Annotated in this window: 20 protein-coding genes; 9 read left to right on the top strand and 11 right to left on the bottom strand. The window is 48.3% G+C overall.

The window, feature by feature from the left end:
- Positions 1 to 157: 157 nt before the first annotated feature.
- Both ACMGGP_RS20300 and ACMGGP_RS20295 read right to left on the bottom strand, forming a co-directional pair.
- Entirely contained in the window at positions 158 to 409 is a 252-nt protein-coding gene (locus ACMGGP_RS20300) for a hypothetical protein (RefSeq protein WP_187506467.1), read from the bottom strand.
- On the bottom strand, positions 396 to 1,190 hold the full coding sequence (locus ACMGGP_RS20295; protein ID WP_236352621.1) for a ParA family protein: 795 nt from the start codon (positions 1,188 to 1,190) through the stop codon (positions 396 to 398). The genes ACMGGP_RS20300 and ACMGGP_RS20295 overlap by 14 nt, the downstream gene beginning before the upstream one ends.
- A 526-nt stretch (positions 1,191 to 1,716) precedes the next feature.
- Between ACMGGP_RS20295 and ACMGGP_RS20290 the strand changes: the two genes are divergently transcribed.
- Both ACMGGP_RS20290 and ACMGGP_RS20285 read left to right on the top strand, forming a co-directional pair.
- On the top strand, positions 1,717 to 2,316 hold the full coding sequence (locus tag ACMGGP_RS20290) for a hypothetical protein (RefSeq protein ID WP_236352622.1): 600 nt from the start codon (positions 1,717 to 1,719) through the stop codon (positions 2,314 to 2,316).
- Positions 2,317 to 2,621: 305 nt separating this feature from the next.
- Positions 2,622 to 3,437 carry a hypothetical protein gene (locus ACMGGP_RS20285; RefSeq protein ID WP_236352623.1) on the top strand — a complete coding sequence of 272 codons (816 nt, stop codon included), beginning with the start codon at positions 2,622 to 2,624 and terminating at the stop codon, positions 3,435 to 3,437.
- A gap of 89 nt (positions 3,438 to 3,526) precedes the next feature.
- Here the strand turns inward: ACMGGP_RS20285 and ACMGGP_RS20280 are convergent, their stop codons facing one another.
- Entirely contained in the window at positions 3,527 to 4,489 is a 963-nt protein-coding gene (locus ACMGGP_RS20280; protein WP_236352624.1) for an Abi family protein, read from the bottom strand.
- A gap of 279 nt (positions 4,490 to 4,768) precedes the next feature.
- Between ACMGGP_RS20280 and ACMGGP_RS20275 the strand changes: the two genes are divergently transcribed.
- The 7 genes from ACMGGP_RS20275 to cap3 all read left to right on the top strand — a co-directional run bounded on the left by ACMGGP_RS20275 (position 4,769) and on the right by cap3 (position 11,276).
- Positions 4,769 to 5,416, top strand: coding sequence for a recombinase family protein (locus ACMGGP_RS20275; RefSeq protein WP_236352600.1), 648 nt, complete (start codon positions 4,769 to 4,771; stop codon positions 5,414 to 5,416).
- Positions 5,417 to 5,418: 2 nt separating this feature from the next.
- Positions 5,419 to 5,817, top strand: a complete 399-nt coding sequence (locus ACMGGP_RS20270) for a DUF3742 family protein (RefSeq protein ID WP_236352601.1) — start codon at positions 5,419 to 5,421, stop codon at positions 5,815 to 5,817.
- Positions 5,818 to 5,917: 100 nt separating this feature from the next.
- Positions 5,918 to 6,079, top strand: coding sequence for a transposase (locus ACMGGP_RS20265; protein ID WP_158150114.1), 162 nt, complete (start codon positions 5,918 to 5,920; stop codon positions 6,077 to 6,079).
- Positions 6,080 to 6,635: 556 nt separating this feature from the next.
- Entirely contained in the window at positions 6,636 to 7,721 is a 1,086-nt protein-coding gene (locus tag ACMGGP_RS20260) for a CBASS cGAMP-activated phospholipase (protein WP_236352625.1), read from the top strand.
- Between the two features lie 7 nt (positions 7,722 to 7,728).
- Positions 7,729 to 9,030, top strand: coding sequence for a CBASS cGAMP synthase (locus ACMGGP_RS20255; protein ID WP_236352602.1), 1,302 nt, complete (start codon positions 7,729 to 7,731; stop codon positions 9,028 to 9,030).
- 4 nt (positions 9,031 to 9,034) lie between these two features.
- Complete coding sequence (locus ACMGGP_RS20250) at positions 9,035 to 10,825, top strand: E2/UBC family protein (protein ID WP_236352603.1); 1,791 nt, start codon at positions 9,035 to 9,037, stop codon at positions 10,823 to 10,825.
- Entirely contained in the window at positions 10,812 to 11,276 is a 465-nt protein-coding gene (gene cap3 / locus ACMGGP_RS20245) for a CBASS system CD-NTase/cGAS isopeptidase Cap3 (protein WP_236352604.1), read from the top strand. The genes ACMGGP_RS20250 and cap3 overlap by 14 nt, the downstream gene beginning before the upstream one ends.
- A 431-nt stretch (positions 11,277 to 11,707) precedes the next feature.
- Here the strand turns inward: cap3 and ACMGGP_RS20240 are convergent, their stop codons facing one another.
- The 8 genes from ACMGGP_RS20240 to ACMGGP_RS20205 form a co-directional block, all read right to left on the bottom strand.
- Positions 11,708 to 13,216, bottom strand: a complete 1,509-nt coding sequence (locus tag ACMGGP_RS20240) for a conjugal transfer protein TraG N-terminal domain-containing protein (protein ID WP_236352605.1) — start codon at positions 13,214 to 13,216, stop codon at positions 11,708 to 11,710.
- On the bottom strand, positions 13,216 to 13,599 hold the full coding sequence (locus ACMGGP_RS20235; RefSeq protein WP_236352606.1) for a hypothetical protein: 384 nt from the start codon (positions 13,597 to 13,599) through the stop codon (positions 13,216 to 13,218). The genes ACMGGP_RS20240 and ACMGGP_RS20235 overlap by 1 nt, the downstream gene beginning before the upstream one ends.
- Entirely contained in the window at positions 13,596 to 15,050 is a 1,455-nt protein-coding gene (locus ACMGGP_RS20230; protein WP_140034358.1) for an integrating conjugative element protein, read from the bottom strand. The genes ACMGGP_RS20235 and ACMGGP_RS20230 overlap by 4 nt, the downstream gene beginning before the upstream one ends.
- A gap of 9 nt (positions 15,051 to 15,059) precedes the next feature.
- Positions 15,060 to 16,034, bottom strand: a complete 975-nt coding sequence (locus ACMGGP_RS20225) for a TIGR03756 family integrating conjugative element protein (RefSeq protein ID WP_236352607.1) — start codon at positions 16,032 to 16,034, stop codon at positions 15,060 to 15,062.
- Positions 16,034 to 16,429 (bottom strand): TIGR03757 family integrating conjugative element protein, encoded by a 396-nt coding sequence (locus tag ACMGGP_RS20220; RefSeq protein WP_236352608.1) that lies wholly within the window; start codon positions 16,427 to 16,429, stop codon positions 16,034 to 16,036. The genes ACMGGP_RS20225 and ACMGGP_RS20220 overlap by 1 nt, the downstream gene beginning before the upstream one ends.
- A 240-nt stretch (positions 16,430 to 16,669) precedes the next feature.
- A complete protein-coding gene (locus tag ACMGGP_RS20215; RefSeq protein ID WP_236352609.1) occupies positions 16,670 to 16,927 on the bottom strand; it encodes a hypothetical protein in 258 nt (85 codons plus the stop codon).
- A gap of 507 nt (positions 16,928 to 17,434) precedes the next feature.
- Complete coding sequence (locus ACMGGP_RS20210) at positions 17,435 to 18,319, bottom strand: hypothetical protein (protein ID WP_498798779.1); 885 nt, start codon at positions 18,317 to 18,319, stop codon at positions 17,435 to 17,437.
- A gap of 321 nt (positions 18,320 to 18,640) precedes the next feature.
- Positions 18,641 to 18,811, bottom strand: a complete 171-nt coding sequence (locus ACMGGP_RS20205) for a hypothetical protein (protein WP_236352611.1) — start codon at positions 18,809 to 18,811, stop codon at positions 18,641 to 18,643.
- Positions 18,812 to 19,010 lie beyond the last annotated feature (199 nt).

The following is a 19,010-nucleotide window of genomic DNA, read 5'->3' as shown; positions in this document are numbered from 1 at the left end:
ATATGCATTTGCATATGCATAAATCTGTATTTATGTATATCCATTTGTATATACATAAGAGGGCTCGATGAGATTGCCTGTACTTTGGCTAACATCAGGAAGCTAAATTGATGAAGCGCAATGTATATTCATTTGTATATACATTACGCCACTAAAATTAAGTGTTTTCAACAAGTAACTGAGCAAGCTTTTCAATGAACTTATCGTCTTCAAGATAACAAGCTGCCCTGAGAACTCGCGAACGAGTAATGTTTTTTTGAGGCAATTTATCCTGAACTTTTTCAACCAGCATCGACAGAGCGTCATCATCAAGGCCAGTCAGCCGAAGATTCATTTGTTTGCCAGTAGTAATATTTCTTCGCTCAGTTACACGCGTGACACCCTTAGCTATACGATCACTTCTTGCCACTTTCAGCCTCCTCAATCTGCTGCAGAAGCTCTTGTGTTAGCGCTTTATAATCACGGTAAGGACGTTCGTTTTTAGCAAACATCATCACTGGCCGATGAACTTCGGTAGCCTGCTTAAAAAGTTCACTCTGACGTATTTCAGTTTTTGCTACTCTGTAACCAGCATCACTGATGTAACCATCAATAGCTTTTTTCATTTTTGAGTGGGATTCGTTAACTTTTGTCTTTACAAGTGTATATACAAAATCTTCGTTACGTCTTACTTCTCGTACCACCTGGAATAGATCATCTATACCTTTCACAGCCCTGCGATCCATGTCTACAGGCACGACAATTTTATCGGTTATAAGAAGAGCATTCTCAATACTTAGGTCGATAGCTGGTCGAAGATCGATAAGTATAAAATCGTATGTTGTTTTAAGTCTGCTTAGTCCTTCGTCCAGAATATTTAAACGGTGACGAAAGCGTTCGGCACTACGTGCCTCAACAGCAAGGGTAATGTCGGCAGGTATGACATCTAGGTTTTGGATAACGGTTTCACCATCAAGAGCGGTATAGACCAGCTTGTTTGTATCAAACTTGGGGTCTTCAAAGAGATCGGTGATTGTAAAATCCTCATCACCCCGGCCAACGTCATCACTAAGGTTACCCTGATGATCCAAGTCAACTAGCAGAGTCTTATAACCTGCAGCAGCCAGTGCGCAACCCACAGCAATACAGCTCGTTGTCTTAGCAACGCCACCTTTACTATTAGCAAAAGAGATTATGTAAGGCTTTTTCATTTGGAGTTCCATGTATATACAAAGGTATATGCATGGTACAGGTTAAGAGCTTGATGTCAATGTATATACATAAGCATATACAAAAAGACGAGTTTATATCTAAATTTTCTTGTTAAAAGACTTAATAAATCAATGGCTTGTATGTTTATAGTAAAGGTTAGTTGATAACGTTGGTGATTACTTTTTTTACCGCTACTTGTGACGAATTGCCACAGACCCAGGCTTATTTGTGCGTGTGATGCTAGCGACCCTGCTCTTGAACTGCTGATATCAAATTTCCTGTCCGACAATGTTCTGAGGAAGCTGGCAAAGCGCTAGAGTATGCCTCATCAGTCTTCCTGTAAGTCATAAGTTTTACGCTGCTACATGAGGAGTGTGCTATTTACAATCAATAATGGATAATGATATTTTTGACACAAAAATTTCAGGAACTACCCCCAAATCTGTCGTCTCAGAGTAAGTACGTCGCTTAGGCAGCCGACAGGTTTTTTTCACGCCATTCTATTGCTAAGAGGGGATGACAAGCATGGATCAAGAAAGTCTGAAGAAGCTTATTAAGGAGCATCACTCTAAACATAATAAGCATTTAACTCCTGAGTTAGATATGACGTCATTAGTGTTAAAGGCTCATCTTTTCCTAGAGGATATGCTATATGAAATTATATTGCTTCAATGTAAAACTCCTAATGCTTTAAATGGAATTCAATTTTCCTTTAACCATAAGTTGAAATTAGCGGAAGCGCTTTACGGAGCTCATTTTTATAATTTTGACGCTTCATTGCCGGTTTGGCCTGTCCTTGAAGCGCTCAATAAACTCAGAAATGAGTTGGCTCACAGGATAGACAGTCCAAAGCTTGAAGATAAGATCGTTAACTTCCTAAGAGCATCAGAAGAAAACTTGGAAATAGAAAAAACCTCACGCCCATTAGATGAAATATTATGTGATTCTAATGCTTTAACGGGAAGAATGCGCAATGTATTATTGTACTTGCTTGGATGTCTTGGGTTCATGCATGGTTTAATATACTTAAATCAGCCCGAAAAGTTTTTAGCGTCTTTGTTCGCAGAAATTAATCTTACAACTAGTGCAAAGCGCATCATCGTCCCTGATGAGTTTGAGTGCTAGATATAGCGCCGGGCGCGCGGGTTAACATCAATGAGAGGTTACTGTTCAACTCCCGCAAAGTCCGGCCATTCGGTAAAACTCCGGCTGCGGCGGGTTTCCCCGAATCAGAATTTACGGGAGCAGATTTTTTTCCTCGCATTATCAGCCTCATTCTCTGGCCCCGAAACAGCATCTGCTTATACTGTTCGCTCCCTAACCCTTAGGTTGCAGGTATCTGACGTGCATAGTTTAATATTTTCTGAGATACCGACAGAGGGATTGGAATTAACCATAATTTGCGGCATCGACCAAACGGGGTAAAAACGATGTCTAAAAAAAAGAATGATCCGGCCGCACTGGCAACCATCATGTTGCAAAAGAAACTGAGTGAGTGGCGAGACGGGGCAGAGCCAGTCTGGCCCAGCACCTGGCCGATATTTGAACGCCTTATTGCTCGCCAACTTGAACTGACTCCGGTCTGGCAGGAGCTTTGGGCTAAGGATGTAAACGGTATCCCGCTGTGGAACCTTACTGAGCAGTGTATTTTCGCCTCAATGAGCGGTGAAAAAGGCGAGCATAGCCAGTTACGGACCGATTATCGCGAGCTGCAGGCGCTCAATACAGATATTGCCGACGGGTATAACAAGCTTGCGCGGCTTGTTGAACGCCGGGATGAATTACTTAACCGCAGCGGGCACCTTCATGTTGAGCATACGTTCAGGCTGACGGACATGATCGATGCTGCCGGGCGCGAGAATCACCTCTACCTTTCTTATATCTGCCCGGAGCTACGGAAACTTGACCGGTACGATCTGAAATACTGGCCTGATGTGCCAGCATTGCTGCGTGCGGCGGGCGAGGAAAGGCCAGAGGTCACGTTTCACGATGATGCCAGCAGAGCCATCGCGCTCGCTAAGCCCAGCCTACGCACGGACTTTCTACGGGACCTGTTTGATCGCATTCATGCTCTGAAGAGCATCAGCATATACGGCTTGCGGCGTGACTTTAGGCTGTCCGATGAATCGCTGGCCATTCTGTGCAACGTGCTTTGCGATTTGCAGGAAAAATCAGAGATTAACGGACCTTATATAAAACAGGCAAGGCAGCGCCTGCGCAAGCAGGGTTACGGCGCGGCTTGGTAATCCGCTGGAGTTGAGCGCCCGGGCATTAATGATAAATGTAAATAAACCGCCTTCAGGCGGTTTATTTATACTATTTTAGAGCTGATAAGTTAGTTCCACAGTGGATCTTTTTCCCATCCTTGTGGGAAACCAGTCTCTGACATATAGAGCCTGGCTGCATGGTTGCCTGCGAACAACTGAATTAAATCGGATTTGAGATTAATGCCAGTTATGCCAAGTGTTTTTATCATTCTCTGCATAACACATATTGTCAGATAGGGGCGCTTTTGGTGTGTTTCAGGAACGCTAAGCTCACCGGCAATCTGACTAGGGGTAGCTAGTTTAGCGTTCCAGAGACGACTATGATGAGCACATCGGTTTCTGACGTCGCGCAGACGCCGCACCCAGTTTGTGAGCGCTTTAAAATCATTTGCTCCAAACTCCTTAGCCAGATTATCAAGGAGAGTATTATCTGGAGCTGCTAGATTTCGAAAATACCCGTGATCAATTGCATCGAATATTCTAAATAAGCAGCCGATAGTGATTAACTCACTTGCCACCCAAAACGGGGGGAGGTCAGTAAACTGAGGATGAACATTATTATGATATTTACTGCGATAATTTCTCGCATAAAGCTCGTCTTCTCGGCTAAAATCTCTTTGTATCCCTCTACGTGTGTCATCAATATAATCAGAGCTCTTTTTGGTAAAGAAATACGTATCATTTAAATACCAAAATGGGTTGTTTGTATAGCCAGATAACGCGTGATCAAGCCTGCTCCTAAGTTTAACTTCCAGTCTGGCGATAACTCCAAACAATAGCGCACGGAGCTTTTCGTCAAACCTATAAAGTTCAACCCCGTATTCAAAATACTCATGTCGTCTGTAATGTTTGCCGCCTGGGCTGGCAGGATCTAAAAGGGGGTGGAGATAAATTTTAAAATGGTAATAGCTTATCTGGCTTAGGGTGTTTACCGCTTCAGCTTCGTCTAAGAACTCAAGCTTTTTACTCTTAAGATCATTAACTAGATCAGCAGGGGTACGATAGGGTTTGCTGTAAAGGATTGTCGGCATAGCGGCATCATCCCTGAATAGGCAAAAAAAAGGCCCACTAACTTCCCCGAAGGGATGTTGCAGGCGTCATTGACATTAATACTACTCTATTTGACGAAGTCGTCAACCGTTTCTTGAGCCAAATTTGCTAAGCGTGCGCAGTTATACCACCCCTTTTATGTATGACACTTGAGTATACCCTAATGTCACCCCACAAAATCATGCGTTTTTACCTTTAAGTCATGATATAAAAGTCATGCTATCCTTAGTCATAACCTAAAAGTCATACATGGGTAAAAAATGTACATTTTTGCTTATCTGCGTGCTTCCACGCGAGAGCAGGACGCTGAACGCGCTAAACATCGTCTTCAGCATTTTGTTTCCGAACGTGGACATCGGATTGCCAGCTGGTATGTGGAGAATGTATCTGGCGCGTCACTAAAGCGACCTGAGCTGATGCGATTGCTTGAGAACGCGGCTCCGGGTGATGCGATACTGATTGAACAGGTTGATCGCTTATCCCGCCTTGATGATGATGGCTGGAAAACACTTAAAGAGCTTATTAGCAGCAAAAGCCTGTCGATCATTAGCCTCGATTTGCCTACAAGTTATGTCGCGCTTGAGAACCATCGTGGAGACGAATTCACAGCTGCCATGCTGCGGGCTATAAATGCCATGATGCTGGATATGCTTGCAGCCATTGCACGCAAAGACTACCAGGACAGACGTCGTCGGCAGAGCGAAGGGATAGTTAAGGCGGTAGAGGGCGGAAAATTCAAAGGTCGTCAGCCGAATCTGCAGATGCATCAGAATGTCATTAAGCTGCGTCTGCAAAACGGGATGAGTATCAGGGAGACAGCTTCAATATGCGGCATCTCAGAGCGCCAAGTGATTCGGATCACGCAGCGCCATCTCAACAACATTGATCCGAAAGAACAGGGGGGATAAGTGTGAATAAAACAGCATTTAAAAGAGGAGCTAAGGCGGCTGCATTCTATAAGAGCGCTTTCAGAACAGCCAAAACTCTTAATTCAGCCTCAGTAAATTGGACTGTGAGACACGGCATGCCGTCTTTTATAGGACGCCTGCCTGTACCTATTATCGTAATCATATTAACCATATTTGTACTTATGAGCGGGCTGGTTTTAGGCACTATAGTGCTTTTGAGCTGCGTTTTTATCTACATGTTAAGTAACATCATCATTGCAAGTTCTCAAGATTCTGATACTTCTGAGCCTTTAGCAGGACACCAATATCGCGATGGTAATGAAGGGTTTGGTATGTACAGTGGCCCCGAAAGCGTAAATGTCACGTCGTCACGGCTGGATTTAGATGATGAAGATCATTGAGAGCAGCAGTAAGCGTACAGCGAGGGCCGTCTGGTCATAATCTGATGTATCTGACAAGGTGGTTTCCAGCAAATTAGTATTGGGAACCAAAGTGTAATATATGCAGAAAGATGTGACTTCCGGCAGGCGGAGAGGCTGTCCTAATTATCCTCCTGAGTTTCAACACCAGTTCGTTGCCGCCTCCTGCGAACCCAGAATATCCATCTCAAAACTGGCGCTTGAAAATGGCATTAACGCCAATCTGTTGTTCAAATGGCACTAACAATGCCGCGAGGGGAAGCTGCTCTTACCTTTTTTAGAGAGACCTCAGCTACTTCCTGTGACTCTTGATGCCGCTGCCGTACATCCATAATTGCTCTCTGAGTACCTGAAAGCCCTCGGTATCAACCGGGTGAAAGGGATACTAAGTCACTTTCAGTAGTATCTCTTCAATATCTGAACACATAACGTTGGATCAGATAATTGATTTATTGGGTCAACGGTGTATCGCGCAGTCACGTTGCATACCATAGCAACTTATAAAGCTCAGATCCTCCCTGCCAGGCCACTCATCCACATAGCAACATCGTATTAGAGCTGACATAGCCTTCGTGGGGGCCAGTCGGCGCGCTCCGCTAGAAAGTGCCTCACTTGTTCCATGTACAGGCCATTAATCCCTCCCGACACCTAATTGTCGCATGAGCCACCAACAACCAATCTTATTAAGTATTTCACATTGCAATAAGAACTAACTTAATTATAAAAACTAACGTAAGCTGATTCGAAACGTGCTTTTCAAGTCTCAGATTGACTTATAACTCTCTAAAGAAGGAACGATCATGTCGGAAATTGCCGCGGGCGGTGATGTCAGGATATTGTGTCTTAACGGTGGAGGGGCAAGAGGCCTCTTTACCATCAGCGTGCTTGCAGAAATCGAGCGCATCATTGAAGCAAAGACCAGTAAGACGGACGTCAAGGCTGGCGATTATTTCGACCTGATAGCCGGAACGTCAATTGGCGGCATCCTTGCGCTCGGACTTGCATCAGGTAAGAGCGCCCGCGAGCTGGAAGCGGTTTTCCGAAGCCATGCGCCAGAAATTTTCCCTCCGCAGAAGTTCCCGAAGCTTTTCTCCGGCTTTCGCAAAAAGCTCCGTCTTGCGAGGCGACCTTTGTATGACAGCGCACCGCTGGAAAAGACGATTGCAGAAATGGTCGGAAAAAACACTACCTTTGATGATTTAAATCGACGTGTGATTATTCCCACCGTCAACCTGTCAACAGGAAAACCGCAATTTTTTAAAACGCCCCACAACCCGGATTTTACCCGAGATGGCAGACTCCTTCTGCTGGATGCCGCAATGGCAACGTCAGCTGCACCCACCTATTTCGCGCCACATTACTGCAAGCAGCTAGACGCATATTTTGCGGATGGCGGGCTTATTGCAAACAATCCTGCTTTAGTAGGAATGTATGAAGTCATCAATGATATGAAGAGTGACTTCCCGGGTGTTGCCACAAGCAATATTAGAATCCTCAATATTGGTACGCTGGGTGAAGAATACTCCATAAGTCCCGCAGCCTTGTCTGCACATGAAAGGCACGGCTATCTCGGGCTATGGGGGATGGGCGAACGTCTGGTACTCACTACCATGACGGCTAACCAGCTGTTACATAAGTCAATGCTGCAGCGTGAGCTGAGACGCTGTGGCGTTGATAAAAACTATCTCTATCTTGATGACTCAATACCCAACGAGGCCGCTTCGGATATCACGCTGGATAATGCCAGTGAGAGCAGCCTCAGCAATCTGGCAGGCAAGGGCAGGCAGCGTGCAACGGAAGAGTTCACTATAAATCCGCGGCTGGGCGCGTTTTTTACGACCCCAGCATCACCTTTTAAGCGCCAGATCCCGGCGAATAGAGAGTAAAAATATAATGAGCTGGAATTTTCATCGTTACTACACACATACCTCTGACGGACTCATCAGCAAGCTCAAACTCAGCATTGAGCAAACGGAAACCCTTAAAGCATTACGAAAACGCATTCGGAACCGTACCAAGGCAGTGTTTGAAGAAGCTAAATCTCTGGTGAGTGAAGCCAGCAACACTTCAGTTCTGAATGAGAGCATGAAGGCAAAGGTCGCGCGCACGCAACTGGCGCACCTGTCCCCGGAAGCACAGGATGAGCTTATACTCCTCATCAGTAACATGAGTGCGCAGGCCCGTGAGTCGTTTCTGGCACTGACACCTCGTTTCTGGACGCAGGGTAGTTTTCAATACGATACGCTGAACTTACCTTACAACACGCCACCTCAGGAAATGGACATCGACGATGGGACTTACCTGCCTATGGCTGTCTTTGATGACGGACCCGTCATTGGGCACCGTCTTCTGATTCTTCTGGTTGACTCCTCGCTACGCTCGCTCGTCGCAGAAAACGAAAGCTGGCAATTTGAAACCAAAAGTACCTGCGCTCGCATTCGAATTCCAGACGAAAACACCCACATTGACGTACCTATGTACGCCATACCCGAAGAGCAGTTTTTGCAAAAGGAAGCGGCGATTTCAGAATCTTACCGCCGAGCCGTCTGCGATTCGGCCAGTGTCACAGACATCTGGAAAAATAACCGGGATGCTTACGAGCTGGATTCAGATTCGGTTAACCTTGCCCTGAGAGAAGGAAAGGAAAAGTGGAGGAAAAGCGACCCTAAAACGGTTGAGGACTGGTTCCTGGATAGTTGCCGTCGCTCGGGCTTTCATCTGAAGAAAATTTGCCGTTACCTCAAAGCATGGCGAGACGCGCAGTGGGGCGATCGGGGACCTTCATCCATTTCATTAATGGCTGCGGCGGTAGGTATCCTAGACCAAACTCCTCACGACAAAGCTGATTTAGGTGCGACGATGCTGATGGTCGCACGTAAACTGCCGGATGCATTTTCTGCTGGCGTGGCGAGTCCGGACCCTTCTGATACAAAGCCCCTGTTCCCACCGGCGTATGAGCATGGAGAATGGGAAATCGGCGTGATAGAAAAACTGCGTGCTTTTAGCCGGTTCTTGGATGAAGCCGAAAATGCAACATCAAAACAACTAGCTCTGACTGCATTAAACAAAGCCTACGGTGAAAGGGTGATCAAAAGCGAACTGATAGACACGAAAGCGTCAGGCCCTGCGTTTACCAGCCCACCCGCTCAGGCATCGCAACCAAAAACCATCAGCAAAACGATGAGCAGCGGCTGATCCGATGGAAGTGCTTGAGTATACCCATCAGTGCTTGCTGCGCTGCGGCTTCCAGTACGTACTTGCCCGGACCCTCCCGGAGGGTTCTCCACTTCGTTTACTGAGTAAAGCCAGAGGTTTCTATGTTAAAGATTACAACACGCCCGAGGGCGTGTTTAAAATCGGTCTGCGGCTGACTGACGATCCCTTTACTTCGCTCCCCACTGCTTGTGTTTTGCGCATGCCTGAGCAATTCTGCGGATTATTAATGCCCCACATCAATATGGGCTGGTACCTGTGTTACGTTCAGGAAAAAGAAGCAGACTGGGATGTAACCGACCTGCAGGGCATTTTTACCAATATCGACCATCAGATTACCGTTACCATCGACAAATCCCTGCGATCAATCACTGATGGCGGGGTTGCTGACACTGAAATGGAAGGTGAGTTTTCAGCCTACTGGCTTTCCGAAAAAAAAGCCTACCTTCTTTCAGAAGCACCGCAGGAAAAAAAACTCAGCTGCTATGTGGCAATACCTGGGAAGGAAACGTCTCTCGGCCGCAGTGAAAAGTACGAAGAATGGATCGTCTGCGATGAGAGCACATTGACTGAACGTGACGCCTGGCTTACACAACGTGCGCTCAGGCTTCGTGATATGAAAAGTATCGTTGCCGGCTACATCCGGATAAAACCAGCCCGGCTTGCTGGAATTATGTGGCCTCCTGAGAGCTTTAAAGACTTACTCGGCTGGCTCGCCGTGGTTGATAATGTCGCTAGACAGCATATGATTGAGCATCTTATTAAAAACCCGGTAAAGCGGCATTTTTTGTTGCTGGATGTGGTTAAGCAGGACATGGTCGGCATTTACTTCGAGCTGAATACACAGGCAGTAGCCCTCAACTCCTATACATCTCCTAAAAAACGAAAAGCGAACATTAAAGCACGCTCCGGTTTCGGCAATCTGGCCACCGCACTTGGGTCAAAAACCGCCGTGAATGCGTTTTGTAGAACAGACGTAATTAAAGCAGATAGTCATTCGGTTCTTCGTCGTAACCGGCGAGGACATCTGGCTGGTGATTTGAGCAGCAGAAGTATCGCCCTGATTGGCTGCGGAACAATAGGCGGTTACCTAGCGGGTCTGCTGGCCCGCGCGGGCGCAGGGTGCGGAAGCAAAAAATTTGACCTCTTCGACGGTGATACGTTTTCTCCTCATAATTACGGGCGCCATGCGCTGACCACGGCTGATTTCGGCAATAATAAGGCTGTATCACTTGCTCATTCGCTAAATTCCTCTTCTCATCTGGCCCGAAGTATTAACGCCATGCCGTTTGAGTTCCCCCTCAAAGAAGAAACCCTCAAACGTTATGACATCGTGATTGATGCAACAGGACGTCCGCCAGTCTCAAAGCGTCTAGCCGTTGTTGTGCGCCAGATGCAAGCATCCAGCCGGCCCGTCCTTATCCATGGCTTTAATGATGGTAATGGCAGAGCTGCCAAAGTCATTATTGATGACGGCACCTGCTGCTATGGCTGCCTGCTAGCAAATGTCACGCTCTATAAGGACGGTGTTGACCTAAGATTTCAGGGAATTGACCACGACTTGGAACGCCATATCAGCTGTGGCAGTACCTTTACGCCCTATGATGCAGCCGTCAGTCTTATGACTGCTGCCATGATGCAGGAGGCCGCACTCTCGCTTTTAGAGCCGATAAAGAAATGGACGTATAACGAGCATGTACTGGATGGCGGACGTTCACGAAGGCCTCAGTACCTGCCGCGTATTGCAAAATGTGAGACATGCCATGGCAGAATTTGAAATGACGTTTAAGGACAGCGACAATAACCTGATTGTTATCATGCCGCACGTAGCTGAGAGGTTACTTGCTCACAAGCAGGTTAAATCGGACAGTGCAGAAGCTGCTGGTGTGATCATTGGGGAACGGAGGGGTAATCATATAGTGATTCAGCATATATCTGAACCCGGACAGGATGACAGGAGAAGTCGCTACGCTGTGGACCGTTGCAGTCGAATTCATCAACTGGAGGTAGATCAGGCATTCTACCAGTCCGGAGGTACATTCCAGTATCTCGGTGAGTGGCATACTCATCCGGAAGATTATCCCATACCCTCCCCGCGAGACCTTAAAAGCTGGCGAAAATATCTTACAGATCCAGAACCGATGGTGCTCATCATTGTGGGTCTCAGCCAGATTTGGGTGGCTAAAAAAGCGGGTTCGGATATTGTCCCGCTGACAGAGATTACCTGACGTAATTTTTCTGGCTGTATTCTTCATCGGCGGCCTGCCCAAGTAGGAAAACTGTCAGCCCCACTTGTATAAGACTTTTATGGAAGGGGTGAATTGCATTAAAAACTTAAAGGCAATAAATTTAATTTATTCGAAACATCAAGGTAACAAAAAGTCTTTTATGCCAAGCTTTATGACCCACGACGATGAACGTAGTTAGGATACTCTGTCGCATAAGAGCAGCAACGCTGCCGTTTCCTTCAAGCGTTATGAGCTCCATATGCGCTAGCCGGAGATTGAATTAGGGAGATTAGTGCTGGGGTGTTAAGGATTTTGAGCCGTTCATCAGGTGTCCACCTAATTAAAAATAAGTGGACATCTAAATTATAGGGAGAAGCGAAATTGACCAGAAGGTGTTGGCTACAGCATCCTTGCCGCTTGTGATCAATTTTTTATAGTTTAACTGCTTTTTTTGCTAATTCAGCTGCACTACCTCCTGCTTGCTGTACTTGCGAAGTTCCGTTTCTGAGTGCGCCATCGAGTGCACCACCCACTCTGATGCCTGCCCATGAAAGTGCACCCATCCAGAACGCCGGCAGTACCAGAAACATGGTTGCCATAACAAAGTTCATGATCAGATCATCCGAGCTATTCTGGAAGCCGGCCATGTTGAAACTGCTGTGCGTGTCCGAGCTGTACAGCGCGGTCAGCAGCCAGCTGTCCAGCCAGCGCGCCAGCTCCCACCAGAACGTCAGGAAGTTCAGGGCGAATACAACAAATGTCAGCGTGATAACCGTCTTAATTTCATACGCTGAGAAAGCCAGAATAAGCGGCAGAACCACCACCACGGCCATTAGCAGTACGGCCTGAACCATAGGCAACGCCTGCCGCATGGCGTCAAACGCCGGAAATGCCGCGACACTTCCCAGCGCGGTTCCGCCAATCGCCGCAACGCGCGATACAGAGTTATCCAGCGTGAAATCCGCATTGCCGCCGTAGCCAGCATAAACGTGGCCGCCCTGTGAAACCGTCAGGCTTTCCGGGCTTACCAGGCGGCGTATTACGGCCTCCCGGTAGTCGGTCGCATTGCCGCCGATCATGGTCATGGCCGCCGAGAGGCGGGTCCATAAGCCCGGATCAGCCTGGTCCACGACGCGGGCCTGCAGGCCGGTTTCGGCCTTGCTCCACCATTCGCTGCAGGTCGGATATCCGCCCCGGCCGGTGTCCGGCCGCCCGCTGTCCCGGCTTTCGCTCCATGGAAACGCGGCGCGTGGTGTTTTTGACTGCAGGCTGCCGTAATAGCTGCCCAGGAACGTCTTACTGCCAATCCACTCAATGTCGCGCAGGGTGGCTTTATCCTTCGTCTGCCCCTGGTCCTCGCGCTTCCACATGTACAGCGCCAGGGAATAGCAGTCGTTGGTGAAGTCCTGCAGCTCCTCGGCGAGTCCCTTGTTATTGATACGCGTGTGTTGCACCTCAAAGCGGATCTGGCGCATATCAGGACGGCAGGGGATGGTGGCGACGGACGCCTGTGTGATGCCCTTTGCCAGCTTGTGCATCAGATACCACCACACAGGTGCGGCGGCGGTCTGGTCATTAAGGCTGGAAATCACGGGCGAATAGCCCGTGTCATCCGGTGCCTTCGGTGTCCACGTCCCGCACGTCTGCGCGCGCGTGGCGTCATATTTGATGGTGCTCATGTCCACGTTCATCAGCGGCATACAGCAGGCAATTATGACCAGAAAGGAGGTGTAAATGGCGTGCTCCATCCGGGGAATGGACAGCGCCCCCTTGTTTCCCTCATCTTCACCTTCCTCCCGGACCTTGAGCCAGATGCCGATAAGGCGAAAGGCCACCGGGGCGGCAAAAAGGCCGGTACTGAGCAGGATATTCCACAAACCATTATTAACGACCCAGCCGAGCAGGGTCAGGAAATACTCCAGGTAGCTGTTAGTCAGCATTATGATGCTCCCGTGCCGCTGAGCAGCACCAGTTCACACACAACGGCAAAAACCACGCTGACGGCGGCAATCCGCATAAGCGGCTGCCTGTACTGCGACCTGAAGCCCGGCGCGCGCAGGATCTTCACAAACCCCCACGTCAGGGCGCCGTATACCGCCAGCCGCCACATCAGCCAGCCGTATTTTGCCTGCTCCATCCACTTGCTGAAAGCGGCCGTCTTGTCAGGATTTTTGATCGCGTTATCCGCAATAACGAGCGCTGCGAGCAGCAAAATTAGCAGCGTGCCGGCAATAATCAGCGTGCGCTGCAGAAAAGGATGACGACGGAAAAACGAGGCGCGGCGCGCCTCCTTTACAGGTTTCATGGTGCGGGCCTCGCTCATTTGCTTTCAGTCTCAGGCACCGCCAGGCGGTTCATGCGGCTGTCAGTGTTGTCATCGCTTTGGGTCTGCGGGTTGCTGTTTACGCGGCCATTTTCGCGCTCGATAATGGTCAGCACGGAGTTGCGGGACAGCTCGCGTTTGAGCTCCATTTCGTTACGCAGGGCGGTAATTTCCCTGTCGATGGCAGTTACCCGGCGGTCGCCTTCTTCAATGGCGGCTGTCTGGGAGGCGGCGTTCGGCTCTGACATGCCGGTGACGATCATACGGCGCATAATCAACGCCGTTTCTACCGTATCAGCCATTGCCAGCTCGCCTGCAAGTCGGGCTGTGAGTGCGGCATTGTCAGGATCACGCTGCAGCGCCCTGATAACGCCGGCTGTGATTGGCAGGCTGCCAGTTTTAAGCTTCGCCAGGTTGGTGGCGTTGGGCGGCTCGGATCCGTTAACCAGTTTCACAAGCTGATCCGTATTCTCTTTTGTTGTTTCCTCAAGAATGGGGGCAAAGCCGGTGCCGGCCTGAGTGGCTCCCGGCTGTTGTTCGTCATCGCCACTGGTGCACTGGGATGCATCAGCGCAGGTACGCAGTGAGCTGTCGCCAACCACTTGGACCACGGCTTTTGCTGCCTCTTCTGCGCTGCCATATTTTGCGCACGCACCGCCATTGCAGCTGCTGTTGCTGATTGGCGTGTTGCTTAGCACTGGCTGGCTGTTCATCATGTTATAGCCGGCGGCGGCCAGATCGTGCGTAGGACGAATGGCAGGCTGATTTTGCCCGCCGCGCTTCTGTCCACCTATCCAGTTCTGTCCGGACTTGCCCTGCAGCTTTTCAGAGGCGTTGTTAACGCGTACCGCGTCGGCATCGCCACTGTTGACAAGCGATTTATACTCATCCATGACTGCGCTCTGGTTCCACTTGTTGTTGCCAGCAAAGTTCATCATGCGTTTGGACATGTTCTGACAGTTAAGCTGGGCCTTATCAAATGCAACGCTGCCCTGCAGCACGCCGTTGGTCAGCATGTCGTACAGGCCCGGATTAGCGCGCTGTATTACCATGGCCGGCAGGCTGGCGACCGCGCCGGTAGCCCCCTGAATAACGTCGCTCATCAGGTTTTTATAGCCACTGGTCACGCCGTTCAGCTGGTTACCCACTGTAGTTTTAAGATCGAAATTGCCGCACATCAGGTCACTGCTCCAGCCTAAATCCATTCCCAGTTTGCGCATGCTGCTACGCGTGGCTGGCTGGGAAATTACGGAGCCTCCGCCGAGGGTGTAATAGAGCTTGTCAGATACCGCGCCGCTGACGTTTTTGCCATAGCCGAACGCACTGTCGTTGACCGACGGCAGTGAAATGCCAAATGCGCCGGACCGGTTATCGTCATCAGCCTGTGCCATGCCGATCGATATGCTGACCAGGACCGCAAGAAACGCTGGCCTCAGTGTGGTTGTGTTCATGATTGCCTCTTAAAAATTGGTTGCATACAGAAAGGTCTGGCCGCGACGTTTGCAGCAGCTGTAGGGCTGCCAAAGGGCATAGGCTTCGTTGCCGTCCTGCGCCGTGGGATAGGCGCCGTCGGGGAATACGGCACAGGTAGCCGAGAGCGTGGGCGACAGACGCTGCCATTTATGGTTAGCCGTGCCGGTGTTTTCTTTCACCTCGCCCGGCGGCCAGTACCCCGGCTTGCGAGTGCCCTTCAGCTGCTGATAAACGTGGATCTGCCCGGATCGGGTGATGATGTCGGCCACGCGCTGGGCGACGACGGCGGAAGCCTTGTCATCGTCCGTCTGGCTGACGAAGCCCGATCGTGGATAGAGGTTGCCCCACATGTTGGCGGCGGCCTGGCTGCCCAGCTCGCGCTGTCCGGGAATAAGCGCCTCCGGATAAAGCGATTCCGGCAGGCCCGTGCGCCACATAAGCGAATCGAGGGTGCTGAGAAAGTAGGGGTTAAATGCCCGGGCAGCGGTGTCGCAGGAGTAGCCGGCGATGCTGCCGCCAATCAGGGAGGTCGCCGGATGCCCGATAGCGTCTGCGTATTTAAATTTGATATTTGACTGACGACGCCCTGCGTCCTTGATGTCGGCGGCATTCCCTCCGCCGGCGGCAGCGCCGCTGGTCAGTCCGCCGTCAACGGCTCCCGCAGCTCCGCTCATAAAAGCCATTTCATGCCAGGGATTGCCGCCCGGGCCGGTGTAGGTTGATACCACCACCTCAGGAATGTAGTGCGTCACCTTAACCGAGGTTTTGACCGAGCAGCCAAAGGGCGTACACATCAGCCAGTAACAGACGCCACTCACGCGCCAGCTGATACAGTCCTGCGTCACCGCGCTGGCTATAATCCCGGCGGTATTGATGGCGGCAAATGTGGCAGGAGCGGCGGCTACGGCCAGAACCGAGGCAGTGCCGGCGGCGAAGAGGTGCTTTCTGAATGACCCTGGCATCAGCCTGCCCCCTGCGTGCGGTGCAAGCTGGCCTGCGCCACGTCAGCCGTGCCATATACCACGTCCCGATCATCAAATACGACGGCTGGGTACTTGTGCAGGCCAATTTCCCAGGCGTGGACCACCTGACGATAGGCGCCGGCAATTTGCGCCTGCTTCCGGGGCCAGTCTGGTGACTGAATGACCTGCTGAGCCTGCAGGGCAGCCTGCTGAGGATCTGACGACAAATCACCGAAAATAGCCTGCTGCAGACGATCGGGGCCGTCCAGCCAGACAACTTTGGTGTCGGCGGTAAGGTTCAGGGGAGGGTGCTGAGCGTCGGTGAAAACGACGGTGCCTGCCATTACCTGAATCGGTATCAGCAGGGAAAAACACAGGAGTGGCCTGATGCGCATTGCAAATCTCCGTCACGGATATCAGGGTGCCAGCGTGACAGCGCGTGCTCAGGGATTCAGCAGTAAACTCTATTTCGGATTTTGAAAATTTTCAGATCACGCCAGAATTCGGCGCCTGAACAAAAAAGTATGCGACAGAACATTTGTAATGACAGGTTTAACCAAAATGGGAAATTGCCTCCTGCGCTTTCAGGAGGCATTTGGAAAAACAGATAAAAGCTGGACAATGCAGATTTACTGTTAAATTTTCTTACTCATCTGAGCCATGCCAATGTCGAACTTATGATTTTTTGCTGCATCCAAAACCTCTCCGAGCCCCTGACGTTCAGGTCCGTCCCGGCCATCAAGACCCTCGCCTTCAGAGCGATTAAATTTAACAAATTTATAAATAGTTTCAACGCAAAACTCAGCCATTTCGGCTCGCGAGCTGGCATTATCATTTTCACTATTATTTAAAAAACTCTCCAGTTCCTGAGCAATACTACTTGTGTTTTTCACTAAGCAACCCTCTTGGTGATTTATTGTAATAACAAAATTCGGTCATTGTTGGTTAGTGAAGCTAATGTATTTAAGCATTTGGAAGCAAGGCGAGCTCAGGTGTTAATTGAAAGCGGATGTTAATTAACGTGGATTGAAAGGTTTGATTAGATGTTTTTTAGTTGCAAACAAACCGGCCAGATTGGCCGGCTAATTGATACGTCTGAGACGGGCATTACTCGTGAAAAACACTGCTAACCCAGAGCGTCATATACACCATGTTCGCCGCGTCGGGCACGTTGACGTACCAGCGGGGCGAGTCAAATTCGTTGTCCAACTGCAGGCTGGCGTGGCCTTCCTAGGTTACAAGAATGTCCGTGTGCTTGCCCCGGCTGTCTTCCAGATGAATGGCGGCTCAGCTGTTTTCTCCGATCCGGTGCGGGTTAAGGTAATGTTGACCTGTGGCTGTAGTGGAAAGGACCACTGCGAGAATAGCATCTCGTAGCGGTCTCTTTAGCTTTAAGTTTTTTATGCTACTAATTCTATTTCACATAAGTATAATGATTCAATTACAAATATAGATGTATTTCTTATCATATTTTCTAAAGTAAAGTTGAATAGTATATATCCATTAACTTCTATTTGATCAACTATTTTCTCCATGGATTCCATGAAAAATAATGAAGTCATTTCATTTCCTTCTGATTTACTTAACTCATTAAGTATTAAATCTATACTATCGTTCAATTTAGCGACTGATATGGTATCGTATTTATTATTATAGTGAACACATCTATTCCGTATAAGTGTCAACAAATCCCATGATAATGATAATGTTTTCCAGGTTTTGAAAAACTTACTTCTTTCAGATATTAATCTGATAAATTTATCTTTATTTTTAAATTTATTCAATCTTTTATTTAAACAAAGCGTTATTGCTTGTGATCCTGTTATTTTTTTAGGGTCATAAGATTTATTCGATTCTAGGAGTAAATTTTTTAAAGTTTCCTCCAAGAGGAAATAATATTGCAAAAACACATTGCAATTTAAAGTCCTTAACACTAACTCTCGTGGGGATATATTATTTTTATTCGCTTCCCCTATGAAATAATCAGATGCAAATGTTCTTTTTTCATTTTCCTGAATCACATCACCCACATCTATATGAGAACCTTTTGCAAATTTTCTATAAAACTCTCTTCTTTTTCTAGAGTCTTCTGGCATCGTATTTATGAATTCTGTTACATCTTCATCTAATTCATCATTTTCATTCCCACGTAATGGGATGAGAATCCCCTGAGAAACGTTGCAACTAATTGTTATATGGCAATATTTTGAGATAAAATCAGTGTAGTATGGTATGTCTTTTATCGGTGTTAAATAATCTGTTTGATTAATCTGTAAAAGAATCATATTAACTTATCCTTGTGAATCACAATTCATACATTCATTTGCATGTACTTTTATTCTGGTGAGCCCATTTAAGCCCATCACTCATCATGCAAGCTTTACAAGAGCTAAAATTAAGGCTGAGAGTGGAAAATAAATGACAACACCACCTTTCCCTTCAAGCAAAGATTAATATAGCTGAATATCACTTTTGAATGAAACAAAATTAACAGGTTCACTCTTTCGAATGATCTGTCTGCTGCCATCAGCCACAAAAAAGCCGCCTTTAAGGCGGCTTTTACTGAAGCGGGTTAATAAGGCCGTCCCGATTTCTCAAGCGATGTATCAGCGTATATAAAAAAACCAGAACACGGCAATAGCTGAAAACATCCATGCCATCCTGAAACTTAGGTTCACCTGCCTCTTTTTTGCCGAAATCATCATCTTTAGCGTTTCTTCTTTGCTTTCCGCAGCCGAATAGCGCGGGAGATCGTTCCAGCGTTTCTGGCGCTTCATCTCGACATAGCCGTGATATTTTTGCCGGTAGTATACGTGGTAAGCCGCAGAAGAAAATTGCGGCGCACACCGGTACATATCTGAGAATATCGAAGGTTCCGTATATTTATTCCATATGGTTTATCCTTTAATTATTGATTTTCAAGGCGGCGTCAATAATATTCGTGGTGACACTGCTAACACCAGTATGATGCTCTGA

This window comes from Curtobacterium sp. BNK-1, assembly GCF_048685235.1.
Taxonomy (GTDB): Bacteria; Pseudomonadota; Gammaproteobacteria; order Enterobacterales; family Enterobacteriaceae; genus Pantoea; species Pantoea agglomerans.
Note: the sequence above shows the minus strand (reverse complement) of the source record. Positions and strands in the feature narration are given on the sequence as shown.